A 15,209-nucleotide genomic window follows, 5' to 3' on the forward strand; every position below is an offset into this window, starting at 1 on the left:
AGATTTTCTCTCTGTCTCTGCCCCTCTCCGCCTCAGCGTTAAATCGTTTTTGACCCTTTTGGCGTCTTTTATATTTTTACCCCGCAGGAGGTCCGCCATGAGTTCCGCCGAATTCGCCGCCGTCGATTTTGCCCCGCCGCATGTCGCTCTCGAAGGATCCCCGGAGACCGGGTTCATCTTCTCCTCCGCGCTCCCGCTGCAGCCTTACCGGGAAAACCTCGGCCAGATGCTGCGCCACTGGGCCGAGCAGACTCCGGATCGGCTCTTCCTCGCCGAGCGCGCTGCCGACGGCGGCTGGCGGCGGCTGACCTACGCCGAGGTCAACCAGCAGGCGGATGCCATCGCCCAGGCCCTGCTCGACCGGAAACTGGGCCCCTACCGACCGGTGATGATTCTCTCCGGCAACGCCGTTGACCACGCCCTGCTGATGCTTGGCTGCTTCATCGCCGGGGTGCCGGTGGTGCCGGTCTCGGTCCCCTACTCCCTGCTGAGCAGAGATCATCTCAAGCTGCGCTTCATCTGCGAAGAAATCTGTCCGGGGATGATCTACGTCGCCGACGCCGAACAGTTCGCGGCACCGCTGGCCGCTCTCAACCTGGACGGAATCGAGATTGTCGCCAGCCGGGGGTCCCTGCCGGAACAGGCGACCACCCCCTTCGCCGACCTGCTGGCAACCCCGGTCAGCGCCGAGGTCGACAAGGCGCTGGCCCAGGTCGGCGGCAAAACGGTCGCCAAGATTCTCTACACTTCGGGCTCGACCGGGCAGCCCAAGGGGGTGATCAACACCCACGGCATGCTCTGCGCCAACCAGCAGATGCTGGCGCAGATCTGGCCCTTCACCGATCGGACCCCGCCGGTGCTGGTCGACTGGCTGCCCTGGAACCACACCTTCGGCGGCAACCACAACTTCAACCTGGTGCTCAACCAGGGCGGCAGCCTCTACATCGACGACGGCAAGCCAGCACCGGGGCTGGTAGAGAAGACGGTCCGCAATCTCGCCGCAATCTCGCCGACCATCTATTTCAACGTCCCGGTCGGCTACGCCATGCTGCTGCCGTTCCTCGAGCAGGATGAAAAACTGCGCAACTGTTTTTTCAAGGACCTGCAGCTGATCTTCTACGCCGGCGCGGCCCTGCCGCAGGATCTCTGGGAGCGGCTGGAGAAAGTGGCCGTCCAGGCGACCGGCAGGAAGGTGATGATGACCTCCTCCTGGGGCTCGACCGAAACTTCGCCGCTGGCCACCGCCGCTCACTTCCCGCTGGAGAAGGCCGGGGTGATCGGCATCCCCTGCCCCGGCGTGGCGCTGAAGATGGTCCCCAACGGCGACAGTTTCGAGCTGCGCGTCAAGGGGCCGAACGTGACCCCGGGCTATTTCCGCCGACCGGACCTGACCGCGGCCGCCTTCGACGAGGAAGGCTATTACCTGATCGGCGACGCCGGTCGTTTCGTCGATCCGGATGAGCCAGCCAGAGGCATCTCCTTCGCCGGGCGGGTGGCCGAAGACTTCAAGCTGATGAGCGGCACCTGGGTGCGGGCCGGCCTGCTGCGGGTGGCGGTGCTGGAGGCGGCCGCACCGGTGCTGCAGTTCGCCCTGGTCACCGGTCACGACCGGGAGGAGGTCGGCATCCTCGGCTGGCCGAACCTGGCAGCGTGCAAAAAATTGTGCGACGGCATCGCCGAGGAGATTCCGGCCGCGGAACTGATCCGCCGACCGGAAATCACCGGGCACCTGCGTCGGGCCCTGACCCGCTTCAACGCCGCGCAGCAGGGTTCGGCAACCCGCATCGGCCGCGTCATGCTGATGAGCGAACCGCCCGACAGCGACGCCGGAGAAATCACCGACAAGGGCTACATCAACCAGCGCGCCGCCCTGCAGCGGCGTCAGGCGCTGGTCGAGCAGCTCTACGCCGACCCGCCCGGGGCGGCGGTGATTATCCTTTCCTGAAGGAGAGACAGGTCCATTGCAACAATTACAGGGGTTTTTCAACATTGACGGCGTTTCGCTGGAATACCGGCTGTTCCAGCCCCGGCAGGCGACCGACCCGACCCTGGTTTTCCTCCACGAGGGTCTCGGGTGCGTCGCCATGTGGAAAGATTTTCCTCTCCAGGTCGCGCGGCTGACCGGGTGCCGGGTTCTGGTTTACAGCCGGGCGGGCTACGGCCGATCGGACTCCTGCCCCCTGCCGCGGCCGCTGTCCTTCATGCACGACGAAGGGTTGCGCGTGCTGCCGAAAGTCCTGACGGCCGCTGAAATCGAAAGGGCCGTCCTGGTGGGGCACAGCGACGGCGCCTCGATTGCCCTGATCCACGCCGGCGGCTGTGCCGACCCGCGCCTGCGGGGACTGATCCTGATGGCCCCGCACGTGTTTGTCGAAGATCTCACCCTGGCCGGCATCCGCGCCGCGCGGGCCGCCTGGCAGACAACTGACCTGCGCGACAAACTGCACCGCTACCACGGTGACAATGTTGACTGCGCCTTCCTCGGCTGGAACCGGGCCTGGCTGGATCCCGATTTTGCCGACTGGAACCTGGAAAACTATCTGCCGGCAATCAATATCCCGGTCCTGCTGATCCAGGGCGAACAGGATGATTACGGGACGATCCGACAGCTGGAAAAAATCGTCGCGCAGCTGCCACAACAGACGAAAACGGTCATGCTGCCGGCATGCGGCCATTCACCCTTTCGTGACAAGCCGACCGAGACCCTGCAGCTGGTCAGCGAGTTCCTGCAGCAGCATTTTCTTTCTGCAGCAGCAAATCCGTCACAGCCGGACGTCCCGAGTCGGTGACCGGCACACTGCCCACAGCACGACGCGCCGACCCGAATGTTCCGCCTGGCGGAACCCCCTGCCGCCCCACACTCACGCTTAACAGAACGCTGTTTTTTTACCGATCTCTTCTTGATGCGAATATCTTCTTTAAAAATAACAATTTGCTCTCCCCCGACAATCAACAACCCTCCTTGTCTTCCCGACTATCGCACTAAATTGCCAAATCAACTGATGCAAATTCTCCGATCCCCATCCAGTCGGATTTTGCAATGCGAAACTTAGTTTTACGTAACATTGTTTTATTTATTTGACATCGTCCCTCTTTCCTATAGATATTAGTTAGCACCTGAATCAGCACCCCGCCAAACAATTAAAACTGCAATTGTTCACCCCCCTGCCCTGACCGCAGAGCCGGGAGTTCATTTTCGACCCTTCCCGGCCGAACAAGGAGAAGGTTAAAATGAAGAACCATACCGTTGAAGTGGTCTCATCACCTGACGGAGAAGTGTTGAAGTTCGCCCCGGTCTTCAATGTCGCGGTTCCCTTTATTGACCGCCACCTGGAGGAAGGCCGTGCCGACAAGGTCGTGATCCGCACCAACCGGGGCGTCGAGGTCAGCTATGCCGCGCTGGCCGAAAACGTCAACCGCTGCGGCAACGCCCTGCTTGACCTGGGGATCGCCCGGGGCGAGCGGGTGATCATGATCGTCAAGGACTGCGCCGAGTTTTTCTACTGCTTCTGGGGAGCGATCAAGGCGGGGCTGATCCCGGTGCCGGTCAACACCCTGTTGCGGGCAAAGGACTACGCCTACATCATCGCCGACTCCGGCTGCAGCGCGGTCGTCTATTCCCCGGAATTCGCGGCGGAAGTCGAAACGGCCCTGGATCAGCTCGAATCCCGCCCTTCCCATTGCCTGCGGGTCGAGGGGACAGGCGGCAGCCTGCAGACCCTGATCGCATCCGCGTCCGCCGAGCTGCAGCCGGCACCGGCTACGGCGGAGGATGACTGTTTCTGGCTCTACTCTTCGGGATCGACCGGCAACCCCAAAGGCGCCGTGCATCGTCATCGGGACATGGTGGTCACCAGTGAGTTTTACGGTGTCCGGGTCCTCGGCATCAGGGAAAATGATGTCTGTTTCTCCGCCGCCAAGCTCTTTTTTGCCTACGGCCTCGGCAACGGCATGACCTTTCCATTATGGGTCGGTGCCGGCACCGTCCTTTACGACGCCCGCCCCACGCCGCAAACCGTTTTTGAAACCATCGAGCAGTTCAAACCCAGCCTCTATTTCGGGGTCCCGACCCTCTATGCCGCCCAGCTGCAGGCCCTCGAAACCGGATCCAGCGACCTGTCCTCGGTCAGGCTCTGCGTCTCCGCCGGCGAAGCCCTGCCGTCCGATCTCTTCAAGCGCTGGCAGCAGAAAACCGGGCTGGTCATCCTCGACGGCATCGGCTCGACCGAACTGCTGCACATTTTTATCTCGAATCGGGAAGATGACATCAATCCCGGCTCCAGCGGCCGGCTGGTCCCCGGATATGAGGCCCGGATCCTTGATGAGAACGACAACCCGGTGCCGCAGGGGGAAAGCGGCCGTCTCTGGATCAGGGGCGACTCCACGGCCCGCTGCTACTGGAACAACCCGGAAAAAACCGCGCAGACCATGGTCGACGGCTGGCTCGACACCGGCGACACCTACATCCTCGACCGCCAGGGCTACTACCACTATTGCGGCCGCAACGACGACATGCTGAAGGTCGGCGGCATCTGGTGCTCGCCGTTCGAGATCGAGGCCAAGCTGATCGAACATCCCCGGGTTCTCGAAGTCGCGGTGGTCGGCAGGGCGGACGATGCCGGGCTGGTCAAACCTGAAGCCCACATCGTCCTGCACAATCCCGACGACGCGGGCGAGGACCTGGAGACCGAGCTGCTGGCCCATTGCAAATCCGGTCTGGCACCCTACAAGTACCCGCGCTGGTTCCGGTTTGTCGCCGAACTACCGAAAACCGCCACCGGCAAGATTCAGCGCTTCAAGCTGCGTTCCTGAGCATCACCAGTGACCGGAGTCACAGCCGGGCAGCCGGCTCGGCTGTGACTCCGGATTGACGATCTGCGGAGGACACAAGATGAGCGAAAAGAACGAGACGGGAATCTCCAGACGTGATTTTGTCATCAAGGGGTCGGTCGCGACCGCCGGACTGGCCGCGGCCTCCGTGCTGGGCCCGGCAAGCTTTGCCATCGGCGGCCAGGCCAGGGTCAAGGTCGGCATCCTGCTGCCCTACACCGGCACCTATGCCAAGCTGGGCACCAACATCCGCGATGCCATGAAGCTGCGCTTTGCCGAAGCGGGCAACAAGCTCGGCGGACGGGAGATTGAATTTGTCGACATCGACAGCGAGGCCAAGCCGGCCAAGGCCCAGCAGTTGACCGACAAGCTGATCCGGAAGGAAAATGTTGATTTCCTGGTCGGCCCGGTTCATTCGGTGGTCGGCATGGCGATGGTCAAGATGGCACGGGGCAAGGGCCCGATTACCGTCATCCCCAACGCCGGCGCCGACCAGTTGACCGGGGTTCTCTGTGCTCCCAATGTCTTCCGCACCTCCTTCTCCAGTTACCAGATGGGCTTCCCCGGGGGACCGGCAGTCCTGGAGGACGGCCACAAGCGGGTGGTGCTGATGTACTGGAATTACGGTTTCGGCAAGCAGGTCGCCGCGGCCTTCAAGAAGTCCTTCCTGCCCGCCGGGGGCACCATTGTCAAGGAGATCCCCACCCCCTTCCCGAAGGTCGATTTCCAGGCCTACCTGACTGAACTGGCGGCGTTGAAACCGGACGCGGTCTACACCTTTTACGCCGGCGGCGGCGCGGTCAAGTTCGTCAAGGACTTTGCCGCCGCGGGACTGAAAAAATCGATCAAGCTCTATGGCGCCGGCTTCCTGACCGAAGGCCTGGGCGCGGCACAGGGCGACGCCGCCGAAGGGGTGCGCACCATCCTGCACTATGCCGACACCCTGGACAATCCGGCCAATCACCGCTTCAGAAAGGCCTTCAGGGATGCCACCGGAGCCCGCGCCGATGTCTACGCGGTGCAGGGCTACGACGCCGGCGAGTTGATCCTGCGGGGGATGAACGCGGTCAAAGGCGATACCGGGGCCCGCGCCGAGATGATCCGGGCGATGGAAAGTGCCGAAATCGACAGCCCGCGCGGCAGGTTGCGCTTTTCCCAATCGCACAACCCGATTCACGACATCTACCTGCGCGAAGTTGTCAACGGCGAAAACCGTGTTGTCCGGGTCGCCGCCAGGGACCAGGACGATCCCGCCACCGGGTGTTCCAACGCGTAAAGCTGCACCCTTCACCCGGCACGGCTTGCTGAGCCGGGTGAAGGGTGCAGCTCCAGGACAGGCTGACAATGGAACTCTCTTTTTACCTGGTCCAGCTCCTCAACGCCATCCAGTACGGATTCCTGCTGTTCCTGGTCGCCAGCGGCCTGACCCTGCTGTTCGGCATCATGGGAATCATCAACCTGGCCCACGGCTCCTTCTACATGATCGGCGCCTACCTGGCCTACTGGCTGGCCGGGGCCACCGGCAACCTCTGGCTCGGCATCCTGCTCGGGTTGCCGATTGCACTGCTGGTGGGCTACCTGGTGGAGCGGTTCGCCATCTCCTTTCTCTACAAGCGTGACCACCTCTACCAGGTGCTGCTGACCTTCGCCCTGATCCTTATTTTCAATGAACTGCAGCAGATCCTCTGGGGCACCGATGTTCACAGCGTGGCGATTCCAGCCCTTCTGGCCGGATCGATCCCGCTGACCGAGAACCAGAGCTACCCGATCTACCGCCTGTTTATCTCGGCCGTCTGCATCGTCATCGCCGGCGGCATGTCCTGGGTGATTCAGAAAACCCGCCTGGGAATGATGATCCGCGCCGGGGCGAGCAACCGCGAGATGGTCCAGTCCCTCGGTATCGATGTCAACCGGCTGTTCGCCCTAGTCTTCAGCCTCGGTGTGGCGCTGGCGGCGTTCGCCGGGATGCTGGCGGCACCGGTCGATTCGGTCTACCCGGGAATGGGAGAGAATGTGCTGATCATCTCCTTCGTCGTGGTGGTGATCGGCGGCACCGGCTCGATCAAGGGAGCCTTCATCGGCGCCATGCTGATCGGTCTGGTGAGCACCTTCGGCAAGGTGCTGCTGCCCGAGATGGCCAGTGTCATGGCCTACGCGCTGATGGCATTGATTCTGCTGTGGCGGCCGCAGGGCCTGTTCGGGAGGGCTCACTGAGATGTCCGCGAAAGCCCGGTCTCTGCTGTTGGCGGCGCTGCTGGTCCTGACCCTGTTTCCGCTATTCGGCTCAAGTTTCTATGTCGGGCTGTTGACCAGGATTCTCATCCTGGCCATTTTTGCCATGAGCCTGGACCTGCTGATCGGCTACACCGGCCTGGTCAGTTTCGGCCACGCCGCTTTTTTCGGCATCGGCGGCTACGCCCTGGCCATCGCCTTTCAGGATGCCGTGACAATCCATCTCTGGCAGGCCCTGCCTCTCTCGCTGGCGGCGGCGGCACTGGCCGCCCTGGTGGTCGGCTGGATCAGCATCCGCACCAGCGGCATCTACTTCATCATGATCACCCTGGCCTTCGGCCAGATGTTTTTCTACTACTTCTTCGAGTCACCCCGCTACGGCGGCGATGACGGCATCTTCCTGTTCTTCAAACCGGTGCTGATGATCGGCTCGGAGAACATTCTCAACCTGGAAAACGAGACCACTTTCTACTATTTCGCGCTGGGCTGTCTGGTGACCGGCTATCTGCTGCTGGCGATGATCCTGCGGGCTCCCTTCGGCAAGGTCATCACCGCCATCAAGGCCAACGAACACCGGGTCCGGGCTCTCGGCTACTCCATCAACCGCTACAAGCTGGTGAGCTTCGTACTCGCCGGAACCCTGGCCGGACTGGCGGGATTCCTCGAAGGGGCCCACAGCGGCTACGTCAACCCCTCCTACATGAGCTGGCACGCGTCCGGAATTGCCATCGCCATCGTCGTCCTCGGCGGCATGGGAACCCTCTACGGCCCGATCGTCGGCGCCTTTATTGTCGTGCTGCTGCAGGATTTTCTGCCCTCGCTGACCGAACACTGGCAACTGCTGTTCGGCGGCATCGTCATCTCGGTGGCCCTGTTCCTGCCCCGGGGGGCGACCAGCCTGCTGCCGCGAATCCTTTCCCGGCGACAGACAACACGGCCCGACTCTCCGCCTCCGGAAGACGGCCCGCGGGAGCCTGCCGATGGCTGATACGATTCTGCGCACCGATCATCTGAGCAAGAGCTTCGGCGGCCTGGTCGCGGCCAGCAACGTCTCCCTCGATTTTGAACGGGGCCAGGTCCACGCCGTCATCGGCCCGAACGGAGCGGGGAAAACCACCCTGATCAACCTGCTCTCGGGAGATCTGCAGCCCGATGACGGCTCCATCCTGTTCAACGGCAAAAACATAACCCGTCTGCCGCCCGACCGGATTTCACAGCTCGGAATCGGCCGAAGCTATCAGAAAACCAATATATTCAATGAGTTCAGCTGCTATGAAAACTGCTGGGTCGCCGCCCAGTCGCGCCTGAAATCGTCGATGCGTTTTTTCAGACCGGCAAACCGCCTGCAAGCGGTACGGGAACGGGCCGAGAAGGCGCTGGAACTCTGCGGCCTCAGCCACCGCCGTGATACCCGGGCGGCAGCGATGAGCTACGGTGAGCAGCGCCAGCTCGAAATCGGCATGATGCTGGCCACCGAACCGGAACTGCTGCTGCTCGACGAGCCGCTGGCGGGGATGGGCCGTGAAGAATCACGCCGGGTGATCGAGCTGCTGCGGCGTCTGGCCGCGAAACATACCCTGATCCTGATCGAACACGACATGGATGCCGTCTTCGCGATTGCCGAAAAACTGACCGTGATGGTGAACGGCCGGGTTCTGGAAACGGGAACCGTTGAACAGATCCGCAACAGCCGGGCAGTGCAGGATGTCTATCTCGGCGAAGAGGAGGCCGACGGATGATGCGACCCGCGGAGGTGCCGATCCTTGAAGCCGAAGAGCTGCACACCTATTACGGCGCCAGCCATATCCTGCACGGCATCAGCCTCAGCATCAGGGCGGGAGAAACCCTGTCCCTGATGGGCCGCAACGGCATGGGCAAGACCACCCTGCTGCGCTCGCTGCTGGGCCTGACCCCGCCGCGCCGGGGAACGGTGAAGATCCATGGCCGCGACATGACCGGCGCCCCGCCGCAGCAGATCGTCCGGCAGGGCATCGCCTTTGTTCCCGAAGACCGCGGCATCTTCCCCAACCTGACGGTCAGGGAAAACCTGATCATGGCGGCCCGCCCCGGTCCCACCGGCCGCAGGGACTGGGATCTGACCCGGATACTCGACACCTTCCCCCGCCTGGCGGAACGCATGAGCAATATGGGCAACCATCTCTCCGGGGGGGAACAGCAGATGCTCACCGTCGGCCGGGCGCTGATGACCAATCCGGATCTGCTGCTCCTGGATGAGGCCACCGAAGGTCTGGCCCCGCTGATCCGCAAGGAAATCTGGTCGGTGGTCCGAACCATCAGGCAGAGCGGCATCGCCGTCGTCATCGTCGACAAGGACATCAAGGCGCTGCTGAAATTGGCCGACCGGAACATCATTCTCAGCAAAGGCCGGATTGTTTACGAAGGTGACTCGGCAGATTTAGCCGCGAAGCCCGAAATCCATACCCGGTACCTGGGAGTCTAATACCTGAATCAATGGGTTTGTGCCGGATGAAGAGTGTAAGTGCTTGGCCTGGATGTGCTTTTCAAAAATCTGAGGCGCACCCATAGGTTCGCCGGTGATTTTTGGGAAGCGCAGACAGGTCAATGACTTGCGCTATTCGCCGGTGACAAGCTCACTGATTCAGGTAATAATCTGTCGGACTCCGGCAGCATGGAAGAGAGGTCTTATGTCCAGAAAAAAGAAGACGACGGAAGAACTCGGTTCGGCCCGCTGGGTGGAAAACCTGATTCACGAATTCTGGGCGACCAGCCCGCAGAACACCCTCGCAAACGGCACCGGCGAGAAGGCCTGGGACAAGCCGCTGATCGGCTTCGCACGTGCCGACCACCCCCTCTTCCGGCAGTATGCCGCAGATTTCGCTCCCTTCTACTGGACTCCGGAGCAGGCCTTTCAACTGGCCTTCCCGGAGGCTCCGGCAACCGCGGAGGAGCTGAGTGTCATCAGCTGGGTGCTGCCGCAAACGGCCGCCACCCGGACCGATCAGGCCCAGGTCGACAAGGTTCCCGCTGAGCGCTGGGCCCGGTCACGGGATTTCGGCGAACGCTTCAACTGCGCCCTGCGCCTGCACCTGGCTGCCGTGCTGACCGCGGCGGGCTATCCGGCCGCCGCCCCGGAACGTCTCCCCGATTTCGGATTCCGGCGCTCCGAGCGTTTCGGGCTGGCCTCGAACTGGTCCGAACGGCACACCGCCCACGCCGCCGGGCTCGGCACCTTCGGCCTCAGCGACGGGCTGATCACGCGGCGCGGCAAGGCGATACGCATCGGTTCGGTGGTCGCCCGCATCGACCTGCCCGGTACCCCGCTCCCCTACGACCATCACCAGGCCTGGTGCCTGTGGCACACCCGGGGAATCTGCCGGGAATGCGTCCGCCGCTGCCCGGCAGACGCCATCAGCGACGCCGGACACGACAAGGACAAATGTTTCGCCTACATCCAGCAGGTGACCGCCCCCTACGCCCAGCAGACCTTCGGCACCGAGGCCACCCCCTGCGGTCTGTGCCAGGTCGGCATCCCCTGCGAGGCACGGATTCCGGCCTGACGTACGGGCGGGTTCCGTACGGGCGGGTTCCGTAGGGGCGGGGTTCGTACGGGCGGGGTTCGTACGGGCGGGTTCCGTAGGGGCGGGGTTCGTACGGGCGGGGTTCGTACGGGCGGGGTTCGTACGGGCGGGGTTCGTACGGGCGGGGTTCAAACCCGCCCCTACGCACATCCGGCACCATGTAAGGGCGACCGGCCGGTCGCCCCTACGGTTGTCCCGGATACAATTGGTCCATCTCCCATCGAACGGGATTGGTGCGGATGTATTCGCGAATCCGGTTCAATTCGTCTTCATCGCGTACAACACGTTCCCAATAATTGCGTTGCCATAATTTCACCCCGGGGGCGTTGCGGATTTCGTTGATATAACGCGCCGAAAATGTTTTAAACCCACGGACAATTTCCGATAACCCATGTCGTTTAATATCTGTACGGGCGGATTCTGTACGGGCGGGTTTCAAACCCGCCCCTACGGGTATGGGATCGATGGGCATCAATATGATAATCCCGTGAAAATGGTTGGGCATGATCACCGATTCATCCAATGCCACATGACAATAATGAGTCGGCAAACCATGCCAGCAGTCTTTCACCACCCGGCCGAAATCATTCAACACCATCACCCCGTCCACAACGTCCCCGAACAGACATTCCCGATTTTGCGCGCAGATGGTCACGAAATAGGCCCCTGGCCGTGAATAATCGTAGCCGCGCAATCGAATCGAACGACGGTGATGGATATCAGGATTGTAATTCATGCCCCCTCCTTTGTAGGGGCGACCAGCCGGTCGCCCCTACGCACATCCGGCGCCATTGTACGGGCGACCGGCCGGTCGCCCCTGCGCACATCCTATCTAAAACAACCCTAATCTTCCAGCATGTAACAACCCTCGCGGGCGTCTAATTCCACTCTGCGGAATCCAATTCCAAAATAGTTGACATCTCCTCCCGGCTCATGGCAGGATACGAACATTGTTTTAAGGACCTCCGCCCGCAGCCCGTTCCGGCGAAGGAAAATGGACCATGAGCGACACAACCGGCACCGAAAAATCTCCCCAGATCATCACCGCCCTGGCGCGCGGGCTGAGCGTCCTGCGCTGTTTCGGCAAGGGGGACCGCTTCCTCGGTAACCAGGAAATCGCCGCGCGGACCGGCCTGCCGAAGGCGACCGTCTCGCGCCTGACCCAGACCCTGACGGCCCTCGGCTACCTGAACCATTCCAAGCGCTTCAACCAGTACAGCCTCGGCGTCGCCGTCCTGTCACTGGGTTATTCCCTGCTCGGCAACTCCGACATCCTCAAGGCGGCCCGACCACTGATGCAGGAACTGGCCGACCATGCCGAAGCCTCGGTCTCGCTGGCGGCCCGCGACGGCCTGCACATGGTCTACCTGGAAAACTGCGTCGCCTACGCCAACATGATCACCCTGCGCATCGATGTCGGGGCGCGTACCCGCATAGCCAACACCGCCATGGGCCGGGCCCTGCTGTGCGGCCTGCCGGAGCAGGAACGCAACGAACTCATCGCCGAAATCCGCCAGGCCACCACCCAGGAGGAGTGGCCGGCGATCAAGGCAGGCATCGAGCAGGGTGCGGTCGACTACCGGGAAAAGGGCTTCTGCTTTTCCCTCGGCGACTGGCGGGAAAACGTCAACTCCATCGCCGTGCCGCTGATCCACGCCGACGGCACGGTCCAGGCGATCAACTGCGGGGGACCGTCCTGGCAGCTCAGCGCCGAAAAACTCGAACACGAAATCGGCCCGCGACTGATCGAAATCTCACGACGACTGGCAGACCTATAGGAGGCAACTATGCAGTTTGGACTCACCGACGAACAGAAGATGATGCAGGAGATGGCCCGGGATTTCGCCCTCAAGGAGATCCAGCCCACCCTCAAGGAAGATGAGGCGAATCACCGCTACCGCCCCGAGCGGGTCAAGCAGATGGCCGAACTCGGCTTCTTCGGCTGCGCCCTGCCGGAAGAGTACGGCGGCAACGGCTTCGGCTTCCTGGAATCGGTCCTGCTGGCCGAGCAGATCGCCAAGGTCAGCGGTTCCTGGCGCCTGCCCTTCAACATGCAGAACATCGGCCCGGCGGTGACGGTCAACAAGTTCGGCACCAAAGAGCAGAAGGAACGCTTCATCCCCAACTGGGTCAATGCCGACGCCTGCGGTTTCTTCGCCATCACCGAGCCCAACTCCGGCTCCGACGTTGCCAGCATGCGAACCACGGCCACCGACTGCGGTGACCACTGGGAACTCAACGGCCAGAAGATGTGGATTTCCAACGCCCACGTCGGCGACTGGGGCCTGGTTTACGCCTTCACCGACCGCGAGAAGAAATACAAGGGCATGACCTGCTTCATCGTCAACCTCAAGGACAACGAGGGGATCGTCACCGCTCCGATCGACACCAAACTCGGCCTGCATTGCGCCCCGACCGGCGAAATCGCCTTCACCAAGGCGAAAATCCCCAAGGATTCGGTCCTCGGCGAGGTCGGCCAGGGCTTCCAGATCTGCATGTGGCAGCTCAACAACACCCGCATCAGCTGCGCCGCCGGGGCCCTGGGGATTGCCGGCGGCGCCATCGACGCCGCCATCGAATACGCCAACGAGCGCACCCAGTTCGGCAAGAAGATCGGCGCCTACCAGATGATCCAGGCCCAGATCGCCGACATGGTCGCCGAGCATGACGCCGCCAAGATGCTGGTCTACCGGGCCGCCTGGCTCAAGGACCAGGGGCTGCCCAACCAGCAGCAGACCTCCATCGCCAAGCTCTTCGCCTCCGAGGCCGCGGTCCACGCCGCCAGCGCGACGATGAAAATCTTCGGCAGCTACGGCTTCTCGACCGAGTACCCGGCCGAGCGATTCCTGCGCGACGCCCAGTCGCTGCGGGTGGTCGAAGGAACCAGCAACATCCAGAAAACCATCATCGCCGGCATCGCCATGGGTGATGTCCCCAATCGCTGACAGGCGACGAGTCAACAAAGGAGTCAACCATGGAAACCAACTGGTCCAAGGTTGTGGAAGTTTTCACCAGCGGTATCGTCGGCGTCTTCCTGGTGATGGTGCTGCTGCAGATCCTGACCCAGCTCAACACCAGGATCATCGACCTGATCGAAAGCTGGAACAAGAACGAAGACGCGGGAGAATAAGCCATGCTGGATATCCTCAAGGACCTTATTTTTTCCAGCGGCGCGGTCAGCCTGACCGGCGGCAACATCGTCATGTGGCTGGTGGCCTTTGTCCTGTTCTACCTGGCCATCAAGAAACAGTACGAGCCGCTGCTGCTGCTGCCGATCGCCTTCGGCATCCTGGTCGTCAACCTGCCGCTGACCTTTCTGATGCAACCCGAACACGGCCTGATCTGGTTCTTCTATCATTACGGAATCCAGTTCGACATCATTCCGCCGCTGATCTTCCTCGGGCTCGGGGCGATGATCGATTTCGGCCCGCTGATCGCCAACCCCAAGACCCTGCTGCTGGGCGCCGGGGCCCAGGCCGGCCTCTACGTCACCTTCTTCGCCGCGATCCTGTTCGGCTTTGACCTGCAGGAGGCCGGTTCCATCGCCATCATCGGCGGGGCCGACGGCCCGACCACCATCTACCTGACCTCCAAGCTCGCACCCCATCTGCTCGGTGCCACGGCGGTCTCGGCCTACGCCTACATGGCGCTGGTGCCGATCATCCAGCCGCCGATGATGAAGCTGCTGACCACCGAAAAGGAACGCAAGATCGTCATGACCAAGCTGCGGCCGGTGAGCCGCCTGCAGAAGGTCTGCTTTCCGATCGTCACCGCCATGACCATCATGCTGGTGGTGCCGCCGGCCGCCCCGCTGATCTCGATGCTGATGCTCGGCAACCTGTTCAAGGAATCGGGCGTCGTCGAACGGCTGACCAATGCCTCCGCCAACGAGTTGATGAACATCGTCACCATCTTCCTCGGACTGTCGATCGGCGCCACCATGACCGCTTCGACCTTCCTCAACCCCAAGGTGCTGTTCATCTTTTTCCTCGGGCTGTTCGCTTTTGTAGTCAGCACCGCGGCCGGGCTGCTGATGGCCAAGCTGATGAACCTGTTCCTCAAGGACAAGATCAACCCGCTGATCGGCGCGGCCGGGGTCTCGGCGGTACCGATGGCGGCCCGCTGCGTCCACAAGGTCGGCTCCGAGGCCAACCGGCGCAACTACCTGCTGATGTACGCCATGGGGCCGAACGTGGCCGGCGTCATCGGCACGGTGGTGGCCGCGGCCATTTTACTGAAGAATCTCGGCTGATCCCGGTTAGCGGAAGAAACCTGCAACCAACGTGAAAAAGGAGAAAAACCATGGCTGAACTGATTGCTCCCATCGCCGGAAACGTCTGGAAAATCCTCGTGGCCGAAGGCGACAAAGTGGAACTGGACGACGAGCTGATCATCCTCGAAGCCCTGAAGATGGAAACTCCTATCTACTGCGACGAAGGCGGTACCGTCACCGCCATCAAGGTCAAGGAAGGGGACGCGGTCAACGAAGGGGATGTGCTGGTCGTAATTGACTGACCCTGGCTGCCGGGGCGCCGCTTGCTGCGCCCTTCCCGGAATCGTCTTTTTTGATCATCATCTGATCTCGGC

15 protein-coding genes are annotated in these 15,209 nt (G+C 62.1%); 14 read left to right on the forward strand and 1 reads right to left on the reverse strand.

What is annotated here, in order from left to right:
• Positions 1-97: 97 nt before the first annotated feature.
• From B5V00_RS10360 to B5V00_RS10400, 9 genes are all read left to right on the forward strand, one after another.
• Positions 98-1,945, forward strand: coding sequence for a feruloyl-CoA synthase (locus tag B5V00_RS10360; protein ID WP_085010717.1), 1,848 nt, complete (start codon positions 98-100; stop codon positions 1,943-1,945).
• Between the two features lie 16 nt (positions 1,946-1,961).
• Positions 1,962-2,789 carry an alpha/beta fold hydrolase gene (locus tag B5V00_RS10365; protein ID WP_085010718.1) on the forward strand — a complete coding sequence of 276 codons (828 nt, stop codon included), beginning with the start codon at positions 1,962-1,964 and terminating at the stop codon, positions 2,787-2,789.
• A gap of 442 nt (positions 2,790-3,231) precedes the next feature.
• Positions 3,232-4,812, forward strand: a complete 1,581-nt coding sequence (locus tag B5V00_RS10370; RefSeq protein WP_085010719.1) for a benzoate-CoA ligase family protein — start codon at positions 3,232-3,234, stop codon at positions 4,810-4,812.
• Between the two features lie 79 nt (positions 4,813-4,891).
• The gene (locus B5V00_RS10375) at positions 4,892-6,106 is read left to right on the forward strand and encodes an ABC transporter substrate-binding protein (protein WP_085010720.1); all 1,215 of its coding nucleotides are present in this window, start codon (positions 4,892-4,894) and stop codon (positions 6,104-6,106) included.
• Positions 6,107-6,174: 68 nt separating this feature from the next.
• A complete protein-coding gene (locus B5V00_RS10380; RefSeq protein ID WP_085010721.1) occupies positions 6,175-7,044 on the forward strand; it encodes a branched-chain amino acid ABC transporter permease in 870 nt (289 codons plus the stop codon).
• Position 7,045: 1 nt separating this feature from the next.
• Entirely contained in the window at positions 7,046-8,050 is a 1,005-nt protein-coding gene (locus B5V00_RS10385; RefSeq protein WP_085010722.1) for a branched-chain amino acid ABC transporter permease, read from the forward strand.
• The gene (locus tag B5V00_RS10390) at positions 8,043-8,801 is read left to right on the forward strand and encodes an ABC transporter ATP-binding protein (RefSeq protein ID WP_139800737.1); all 759 of its coding nucleotides are present in this window, start codon (positions 8,043-8,045) and stop codon (positions 8,799-8,801) included. The genes B5V00_RS10385 and B5V00_RS10390 overlap by 8 nt, the downstream gene beginning before the upstream one ends.
• Entirely contained in the window at positions 8,798-9,523 is a 726-nt protein-coding gene (locus tag B5V00_RS10395) for an ABC transporter ATP-binding protein (RefSeq protein ID WP_085010724.1), read from the forward strand. Before B5V00_RS10390 ends, B5V00_RS10395 begins: the two co-directional genes overlap by 4 nt.
• A gap of 205 nt (positions 9,524-9,728) precedes the next feature.
• Complete coding sequence (locus B5V00_RS10400; protein WP_085010725.1) at positions 9,729-10,601, forward strand: 4Fe-4S ferredoxin; 873 nt, start codon at positions 9,729-9,731, stop codon at positions 10,599-10,601.
• A gap of 205 nt (positions 10,602-10,806) precedes the next feature.
• Here B5V00_RS10400 and B5V00_RS10405 read toward each other — a convergent pair whose 3' ends face one another.
• Positions 10,807-11,358, reverse strand: coding sequence for a transposase (locus tag B5V00_RS10405; RefSeq protein WP_085010726.1), 552 nt, complete (start codon positions 11,356-11,358; stop codon positions 10,807-10,809).
• A 265-nt stretch (positions 11,359-11,623) separates the two neighbouring features.
• On the opposite strand from B5V00_RS10405, the gene B5V00_RS10410 reads away from it, so the two are divergent.
• The 5 genes from B5V00_RS10410 to B5V00_RS10425 are packed head-to-tail and all read left to right on the forward strand — an operon-like array spanning position 11,624 to position 15,137.
• Entirely contained in the window at positions 11,624-12,400 is a 777-nt protein-coding gene (locus B5V00_RS10410) for an IclR family transcriptional regulator (protein ID WP_085010727.1), read from the forward strand.
• Between the two features lie 9 nt (positions 12,401-12,409).
• The gene (locus B5V00_RS10415; protein ID WP_085010728.1) at positions 12,410-13,567 is read left to right on the forward strand and encodes an acyl-CoA dehydrogenase family protein; all 1,158 of its coding nucleotides are present in this window, start codon (positions 12,410-12,412) and stop codon (positions 13,565-13,567) included.
• Positions 13,568-13,596: 29 nt separating this feature from the next.
• On the forward strand, positions 13,597-13,752 hold the full coding sequence (locus B5V00_RS17195; protein WP_172399708.1) for a hypothetical protein: 156 nt from the start codon (positions 13,597-13,599) through the stop codon (positions 13,750-13,752).
• 3 nt (positions 13,753-13,755) lie between these two features.
• Positions 13,756-14,874 carry a sodium ion-translocating decarboxylase subunit beta gene (locus tag B5V00_RS10420; RefSeq protein ID WP_172399709.1) on the forward strand — a complete coding sequence of 373 codons (1,119 nt, stop codon included), beginning with the start codon at positions 13,756-13,758 and terminating at the stop codon, positions 14,872-14,874.
• Positions 14,875-14,924: 50 nt separating this feature from the next.
• The gene (locus tag B5V00_RS10425) at positions 14,925-15,137 is read left to right on the forward strand and encodes an acetyl-CoA carboxylase biotin carboxyl carrier protein subunit (protein ID WP_085010729.1); all 213 of its coding nucleotides are present in this window, start codon (positions 14,925-14,927) and stop codon (positions 15,135-15,137) included.
• Positions 15,138-15,209 lie beyond the last annotated feature (72 nt).

It is taken from the genome of Geothermobacter hydrogeniphilus, assembly GCF_002093115.1.
Classification (GTDB): domain Bacteria; phylum Desulfobacterota; class Desulfuromonadia; order Desulfuromonadales; family Geothermobacteraceae; genus Geothermobacter_A; species Geothermobacter_A hydrogeniphilus.

Bases quoted from the DNA above. Each gene is read 5' to 3' on its own strand.
- B5V00_RS10360 (WP_085010717.1), top strand. From the start codon at position 98: ATGAGTTCCGCCGAATTCGCCGCCGTCGATTTTGCCCCGCCGCATGTC.
- B5V00_RS10370 (WP_085010719.1), top strand. From the start codon at position 3,232: ATGAAGAACCATACCGTTGAAGTGGTCTCATCACCTGACGGAGAAGTG.
- B5V00_RS10375 (WP_085010720.1), top strand. From the start codon at position 4,892: ATGAGCGAAAAGAACGAGACGGGAATCTCCAGACGTGATTTTGTCATC.
- B5V00_RS10380 (WP_085010721.1), top strand. From the start codon at position 6,175: ATGGAACTCTCTTTTTACCTGGTCCAGCTCCTCAACGCCATCCAGTAC.
- B5V00_RS10385 (WP_085010722.1), top strand. From the start codon at position 7,046: ATGTCCGCGAAAGCCCGGTCTCTGCTGTTGGCGGCGCTGCTGGTCCTG.
- B5V00_RS10390 (WP_139800737.1), top strand. From the start codon at position 8,043: ATGGCTGATACGATTCTGCGCACCGATCATCTGAGCAAGAGCTTCGGC.
- B5V00_RS10395 (WP_085010724.1), top strand. From the start codon at position 8,798: ATGATGCGACCCGCGGAGGTGCCGATCCTTGAAGCCGAAGAGCTGCAC.
- B5V00_RS10400 (WP_085010725.1), top strand. From the start codon at position 9,729: ATGTCCAGAAAAAAGAAGACGACGGAAGAACTCGGTTCGGCCCGCTGG.
- B5V00_RS10405 (WP_085010726.1), bottom strand. From the start codon at position 11,358: ATGAATTACAATCCTGATATCCATCACCGTCGTTCGATTCGATTGCGC.
- B5V00_RS10410 (WP_085010727.1), top strand. From the start codon at position 11,624: ATGAGCGACACAACCGGCACCGAAAAATCTCCCCAGATCATCACCGCC.
- B5V00_RS10415 (WP_085010728.1), top strand. From the start codon at position 12,410: ATGCAGTTTGGACTCACCGACGAACAGAAGATGATGCAGGAGATGGCC.
- B5V00_RS17195 (WP_172399708.1), top strand. From the start codon at position 13,597: ATGGAAACCAACTGGTCCAAGGTTGTGGAAGTTTTCACCAGCGGTATC.
- B5V00_RS10420 (WP_172399709.1), top strand. From the start codon at position 13,756: ATGCTGGATATCCTCAAGGACCTTATTTTTTCCAGCGGCGCGGTCAGC.
- B5V00_RS10425 (WP_085010729.1), top strand. From the start codon at position 14,925: ATGGCTGAACTGATTGCTCCCATCGCCGGAAACGTCTGGAAAATCCTC.